Below are 6,678 nucleotides of genomic sequence, written 5' to 3' on the forward strand. Positions count from 1 at the left end.
CGCGAAAATAACTGCTGCGCTTACTCATTCGAGGCACGGCGGCATCGCCGGATGCCCTCCGTAGCGATAGTAACCAAAATGTGTGGTTTGCATCAAAAACAGGGCTAGGCTGTGGGCTAGCTCACATCGACAGCCCCCGAGGAGCGCCTGCGCAGTATGAGTCTGTACACGCCCATCCTGGTGCTTGGTGCGATAGCCGCTGTCTTCGCGGTGGGGTCGGTCGGCATCGCGCTGCTCATCGGCCCGCGGCGGTACAACCACGCGAAGCTCGAAGCCTACGAGTGCGGCATCGAACCGATGGACCAGTCCGGTTCGGCCGTGGCCGGGCAGCGGTGGAGCGCAGCAGGCGCAGCGACCCAGCAGAGATTCCCGATCAAGTACTACCTGACCGCGATGTTGTTCATCATCTTCGACATCGAGATCGTGTTCCTCTACCCGTGGGCGGTCGCCTTCGACAGCCTGGGCGCGTTCGGCGTCATCGCGGTGGGGCTGTTTCTGTTCAACGTCTCGGTGGCGTACGCCTACGAATGGCGACGGGGAGGCCTGGCATGGGATTAGAGGAGCGGTTGCCCGGCGGCATCCTGCTGTCGACCGTCGAGAAGGTCGCCGGATATGTGCGCAAGGGTTCGCTGTGGCCGGCGACATTCGGGCTGGCCTGCTGCGCGATCGAGATGATGGCCACCGCCGGGCCACGATTCGACATCTCCAGGTTCGGCATGGAGAGGTTCTCGGCGACGCCGAGGCAGGCCGATCTGATGATCGTGGCGGGACGGGTCAGCCAGAAGATGGCACCGGTGCTGCGCCAGATCTACGACCAGATGGCCGAACCCAAGTGGGTGCTGGCGATGGGCGTGTGCGCCTCTTCCGGCGGCATGTTCAACAACTACGCGGTGGTGCAGGGCGTCGACCACGTCGTTCCGGTCGACATCTACCTGCCGGGCTGTCCGCCCCGGCCCGAGATGCTGCTGCACGCGATCCTCAAACTGCACGATCAGATTCAGCAGATGCCGCTGGGTGTCAATCGGGAGGAGGCGATCCGCGAAGCCGAGCAGGCGGCGCTCTCGATACCCCCGACCATCGAGCTGAAAGGTCTGCTCCGGTGAGCGACGACAACGGCGACGCCCACACGGGACCGGAGATCATCGGGGTGCGCCGAGGCATGTTCGGCGCCAAGGGCAGCGGAGACACCTCCGGTTACGGGCGCCTGGTCCGCCCGGTCGCCCTGCCCGCCGGCTCCCCCCGCCCCTACGGCGGCTACTTCGACGAAGTGGTCGACACCCTGAGCGCCGCTCTGGCCGACGACAGCGCCGTCGAGCGGGTCGTGGTGTACCGCGACCAGCTCACCCTGGAAGTGCGCCGCGAGCACCTCGTCGCGGTGGCCCGGGCGCTGCGTGACACTCAAGAACTGCGCTTCGAGCTTTGCCTGGGGGTCAGCGGGGTGCACTACCCCGACGACGAGGGGCGGGAGCTGCACGCGGTGTATCCGCTGATGTCGATCACCCACAACCGGCGCATCAGCCTCGAGGTGGCCGCCCCCGACGCCGATCCGCACATTCCGTCGCTGTTCGGCGTCTACCCGACCACCGACTGGCACGAACGCGAGACCTACGACTTCTTCGGCATCGTCTTCGACGGACATCCGTCGTTGACCCGCATCGAGATGCCCGACGACTGGGTCGGGCACCCGCAGCGCAAGGACTACCCGCTGGGCGGCATTCCGGTGGAATACCACGGGGCAGAGATCCCGCCGCCCGACGAGCGGAGGGCTTACAACTGATGACCACATCGAAGAACCCACCCGAACGGGTGGTCGTCGTCGGCGGCCAGGACTGGGACGAAGTCGTCACCGCGGCAAGGCAGAACGCCGCCGAGCACGCCGGTGAACGCATCGTCGTCAACATGGGTCCGCAGCATCCCTCGACACACGGGGTGCTGCGGCTGATCCTGGAGATCGAAGGCGAGACCATCGTCGAGGCACGGTGCGGGATCGGCTACCTGCACACCGGCATCGAGAAGAACCTGGAGTACCGGACCTGGACCCAGGGCGTCACCTTCGTCACCCGAATGGACTACCTGTCGCCGTTTTTCAACGAAACCGCCTACTGCTTGGGTGTCGAACAGCTCCTCGGGGTCACCGGGGACATCCCGGAACGCGCGTCGGTCATCCGGGTGATGATGATGGAGCTCAACCGCATCTCCAGCCACCTGGTCGCACTGGCCACCGGCGGGATGGAACTCGGTGCGATGACCGCGATGTTCCTCGGGTTCCGGGAGCGCGAACTCGTGCTGTCGATCTTCGAAACCATCACCGGACTGCGGATGAACCACGCCTACATCCGGCCCGGCGGGGTGGCCGTCGACCTGCCCGACGAGGCACTGCCGCAGCTGCGAGAACTGATGGACGTGCTGCCCAAGCGGTTGGGCGACCTCGAGGACCTGCTCAACGAGAACTACATCTGGAAGGCCCGCACCCAGGGGGTCGGCTATCTGGACCTGCGGGGCTGCATGGCGCTGGGGGTGACCGGGCCGGTGCTGCGCTCCACCGGGCTGCCCCATGATCTGCGCCGGGCACAGCCCTACTGCGGTTATGAGACATACGATTTCGACGTCGTCACCGATGACCGCTGCGACGCGTACGGCCGCTACCTGATCCGGGTCAAAGAGATGCACGAGTCACTCAAGATCGTCGAGCAGTGCATGCAGCGACTGGAGAAGACCACCGGAGCGCCGGTGATGATCACCGACAAGAAGCTCGGCTGGCCCGCCGATCTGAAGCTGGGACCCGACGGGTTGGGGAACTCGCCGGAGCACATCGCCAAGATCATGGGCCACTCCATGGAAGGGCTGATCCACCACTTCAAGCTGGTCACCGAGGGCATCCGGGTCCCGGCCGGGCAGGTCTACACCGCGGTGGAGTCACCGCGTGGCGAACTGGGCGTGCACATGGTCTCCGACGGCGGCACCCGGCCCTACCGGGTCCACTACCGCGACCCGTCCTTCACGAATCTGCAGGCGGTGGCGGCAATGTGCGAAGGCGGCCTGGTCGCCGACGCCATCTCGGCGGTGGCGTCGATCGACCCGGTGATGGGAGGCGTTGACCGATGAGTGTCTTTCTCGAACTCGGGCAGCGCCCCGACGAGCCCGGCCCGCCGATTCACGGGCCGGCCGGCTATCCGGCCGACGTGACGGCGCGGCTGGCCGGCGACGCCGCGACCATCATCGCGCGCTACCCGCAGCCGCGCTCGGCCCTGCTGCCGCTGCTGCACCTGGTCCAGGCCGAGGACGGCTACCTGACCCCGGCCGGAATCTCCTTCTGCGCCCAGCAATTGGGCCTCACCGACGCTGAGGTCACCGCGGTGGCCACGTTCTACTCCATGTATCGGCGCACCCCGACCGGCGACTACCTCGTCGGTGTCTGCACCAACACGCTGTGCGCGGTGATGGGTGGGGACGCGATCCTCGAGGCGCTGACCGACCACCTCGGTGTGGGTGCCGGTGAGACGACACCCGACGGGACCATCACCGTCGAGCACGTCGAATGCAACGCGGCCTGCGACTACGCCCCGGTGGTGATGGTGAACTGGGAGTTCTTCGACAACCAGAGCCCTTCTTCGGCACGCGATCTGGTCGATGCGCTACGCAGCGGCGAGCTTCCCACTCCGTCGCGCAGCTCGTCGTTGTGCACGTTTCGGCAGACCGCGCGGACACTGGCCGGCCTGCCCGACACCGAAACCGTCGACCGTGCGGTTCCCGCCGGTGCCGCCACCCTGGCCGGGCTGCGCTGTGCACACGAACACGGCATGGCCGCACCCGAACCCGAGACGGGGAGCTGACGATGACGCCGCTGACTCCCGTGCTGAGCCGGTTCTGGGACGAACCCGAGCCGTGGTCGATGCCGACCTACCTGCGCCACGGCGGCTACCGGGCACTCGAGCAGGCCCTGTCGATGAGTCCCGACGATGTGATCACCACCGTCAAGGACGCCGGGTTGCGCGGCCGCGGCGGCGCGGGCTTCCCGACCGGGACCAAGTGGTCGTTCATCCCCCAGGGAGATGAAGGCGCCGCGGCCAAACCGCACTACCTGGTCATCAACGCCGATGAGTCCGAACCCGGTACCTGCAAAGACATTCCACTGATGCTGACCTCGCCGCACTTTCTGGTCGAGGGCGCCATCATCGCGGCCTATGCGATCCGGGCCCACCACGCCTTCATCTACGTGCGCGGCGAGGTGGTCCCGGTTTTGCGGCGGCTGCAGGCCGCGGTCGCCGAGGCCTACGACGCCGGACACCTGGGGAACGACATCCACGGTTCGGGTTTCGACCTGGAGCTGATCGTGCACGCCGGAGCGGGCGCCTACATCTGCGGCGAGGAGACCGCGTTGCTGGACTCGCTGGAGGGGCGACGGGGCCAGCCGCGGCTACGGCCGCCGTTTCCGGCGGTGGCCGGCCTGTATGCCTGCCCGACGGTGGTCAACAACGTCGAGTCGATCGCCAGCGTGCCGCCCATCCTGGCCAACGGGGTGGACTGGTTCCGGTCCATGGGCTCGGACAAGTCACCGGGTTTCACGCTCTACTCGCTGTCCGGGCACGTCACCACGCCGGGACAGTACGAGGCCCCGTTGGGGATCACGCTGCGTGAGCTGCTCGACTACGCCGGCGGTGTGCGGGCCGGGCATTCGCTGAAGTTCTGGACACCGGGCGGGTCGTCGACACCGCTGCTGACCGCCGAGCACCTCGACGTCCCGCTGGACTACGAAGGTGTGGCCGGTGCCGGTTCGATGCTCGGCACCAAAGCGCTGCAGATCTTCGACGACACCACCTGCGTGGTGCGCGCCGTGCGCCGCTGGACGCAGTTCTACGCCCACGAGTCCTGCGGCAAGTGCACACCGTGCCGGGAGGGCACCTTCTGGCTGGCGCAGATCTATCAGCGGCTCGAGGACGGCACCGGCACCGAAGCCGACCTGGACAAGCTGCTCGACATCGCCGATGCCATCTTCGGGAAGTCGTTCTGCGCGCTCGGAGACGGAGCGGCCAGTCCCATCACCTCCTCATTGAAGTACTTCCGGTCGGAGTACGAGGCGCACCTGGACCCCGCCGCCCCAGGCTGCCCGTTCGACCCCTACGCGTCGATGCTGGCCGCACCGGAAGGAGTCGGCGCATGACGCTTGCCGAGCACAGCCACGACGCACCCCCGGTCGAGATGGTGACCTTGACCATCGACGGCACCGAGATCAGCGTCCCCAAGGGGACGTTGGTGATTCGGGCGGCTGAACTGATGGGGGTGCAGATCCCGCGGTTCTGCGACCACCCGTTGCTCGAACCGGTGGGTGCCTGCCGGCAGTGCCTGGTGGAGGTCGAGGGCCAACGCAAGCCGCTGGCGTCGTGCACCACGACGGTCACACCGGACATGGTGGTGCGCACCCAGCTCACCTCCGAGGCCGCTGACCGGGCCCAGCACGGCGTGATGGAACTGCTGCTGATCAACCATCCGCTGGACTGCCCGGTCTGCGACAAGGGCGGCGAGTGCCCCCTGCAGAACCAGGCGATGTCCAACGGCCGTGCCGAGACGCGCTTCGAGGGGGTCAAGCGGACCTTCCCGAAGCCGATCGCCATATCGTCGCAGGTGCTGTTGGACCGGGAACGCTGCGTGCTGTGCGCCCGGTGCACCCGCTTCTCCGATCAGATCGCCGGGGACCGCTTCATCGATCTGCTCGAACGCGGTGCGCAGCAACAGGTCGGCATCGCTCCCGGTGAGCCGTTCGAATCCTATTTCTCCGGGAACACGGTGCAGATCTGTCCGGTGGGAGCGCTGACCGGCACCGCATACCGGTTCCGGGCGCGACCGTTCGACCTGGTGTCCAGCCCCAGCGTCTGCGAGCACTGTTCCTCAGGCTGTGCCCAGCGCACCGATCACCGGCGCGGCGCGGTGCTGCGCCGGCTGGCCGGCGACGATCCCGAGGTCAACGAAGAATGGAACTGCGACAAGGGCCGCTGGGCGTTCACCTATCCGACGGTCGGTGACCGGATCACCACCCCGCTGGTGCGTGAGGACGGTGCGCTGCGTCCGGCGTCGTGGTCGGAGGCACTGGGCGTCGCCGCGGCCGGATTGGCCGCGGCCCGGGGCAGCACCGGCGTGCTGGTCGGCGGCCGGGCCACCGCCGAAGATGCCTACGCGTATGCCAAGTTCGCGCGGATCGTGTTGAACAGCAACGATGTCGACTTCAGGTCCCGGGCGCACAGCGGCGAGGAGGCCCGGTTCCTGGCCCACCACATCGCCGGGCAGCCGATGACCGTCACCTACACCGACCTGGAGCAGGCGCCGGCGGTGCTGCTGGCCGGATTCGAACCCGAGGAAGAGTCTCCGATCATCTTCCTGCGACTGCGCAAGGCGCTGCGCCGCAACGGGCTGCGGGTGCTGTCGGTGGCGCCGTTGGAGTCTCGCGGCCTCGGGAAGCTCTCGGGAACGCTGGTGCGCGCTGCGCCGGGTGACGAAGCGGCTGCCCTGACCGGGCTGGCCGGTCACGAACTGCTCACCATGCCGGGCTCGCTGATCCTGGTCGGGGAACGCCTGGCCACCTCGCCGGGGGCGCTGTCGGCGGCAAGCCGCCTGGCCGGGGACACCGGTGCGCGACTGGCCTGGGTGCCGCGGCGGGCCGGAGAGCGTGGCGCGCTCGAAGCC

The 6,678-nt window shown here is 67.7% G+C and carries 7 protein-coding genes; all 7 read left to right on the plus strand.

What is annotated here, in order from left to right:
- Window positions 1–156 precede the first annotated feature (156 nt).
- Window positions 157–558 carry an NADH-quinone oxidoreductase subunit A gene (locus ACXAID_RS10480; protein ID WP_475022139.1) on the plus strand — a complete coding sequence of 134 codons (402 nt, stop codon included), beginning with the start codon at window positions 157–159 and terminating at the stop codon, window positions 556–558.
- Window positions 549–1,103 carry a NuoB/complex I 20 kDa subunit family protein gene (locus ACXAID_RS10485; RefSeq protein ID WP_475022140.1) on the plus strand — a complete coding sequence of 185 codons (555 nt, stop codon included), beginning with the start codon at window positions 549–551 and terminating at the stop codon, window positions 1,101–1,103. The genes ACXAID_RS10480 and ACXAID_RS10485 overlap by 10 nt, the downstream gene beginning before the upstream one ends.
- Window positions 1,100–1,777, plus strand: coding sequence for an NADH-quinone oxidoreductase subunit C (locus tag ACXAID_RS10490; RefSeq protein WP_475022141.1), 678 nt, complete (start codon window positions 1,100–1,102; stop codon window positions 1,775–1,777). Before ACXAID_RS10485 ends, ACXAID_RS10490 begins: the two co-directional genes overlap by 4 nt.
- Entirely contained in the window at window positions 1,777–3,105 is a 1,329-nt protein-coding gene (gene nuoD / locus ACXAID_RS10495) for an NADH dehydrogenase (quinone) subunit D (RefSeq protein WP_475022142.1), read from the plus strand. The genes ACXAID_RS10490 and nuoD overlap by 1 nt, the downstream gene beginning before the upstream one ends.
- Window positions 3,102–3,833, plus strand: coding sequence for an NADH-quinone oxidoreductase subunit NuoE (nuoE, locus tag ACXAID_RS10500; protein WP_475022143.1), 732 nt, complete (start codon window positions 3,102–3,104; stop codon window positions 3,831–3,833). Before nuoD ends, nuoE begins: the two co-directional genes overlap by 4 nt.
- A gap of 2 nt (window positions 3,834–3,835) precedes the next feature.
- Complete coding sequence (gene nuoF, locus ACXAID_RS10505) at window positions 3,836–5,161, plus strand: NADH-quinone oxidoreductase subunit NuoF (protein ID WP_475022144.1); 1,326 nt, start codon at window positions 3,836–3,838, stop codon at window positions 5,159–5,161.
- On the plus strand, window positions 5,158–6,678 hold a 1,521-nt coding region (locus tag ACXAID_RS10510; protein WP_475022145.1), incomplete at its 3' end, for an NADH-quinone oxidoreductase subunit G. The genes nuoF and ACXAID_RS10510, both read left to right, overlap by 4 nt.

The sequence above is a fragment of the Mycobacterium sp. ABE4_509 genome, from assembly GCF_056160785.1.

Coding starts and splice junctions, on each gene's coding strand:
- nuoE (WP_475022143.1), top strand. CDS start 3,102: ATGAGTGTCTTTCTCGAACTCGGGCAGCGCCCCGACGAGCCCGGCCCG.
- ACXAID_RS10485 (WP_475022140.1), top strand. CDS start 549: ATGGGATTAGAGGAGCGGTTGCCCGGCGGCATCCTGCTGTCGACCGTC.
- nuoD (WP_475022142.1), top strand. CDS start 1,777: ATGACCACATCGAAGAACCCACCCGAACGGGTGGTCGTCGTCGGCGGC.
- ACXAID_RS10480 (WP_475022139.1), top strand. CDS start 157: ATGAGTCTGTACACGCCCATCCTGGTGCTTGGTGCGATAGCCGCTGTC.
- nuoF (WP_475022144.1), top strand. CDS start 3,836: ATGACGCCGCTGACTCCCGTGCTGAGCCGGTTCTGGGACGAACCCGAG.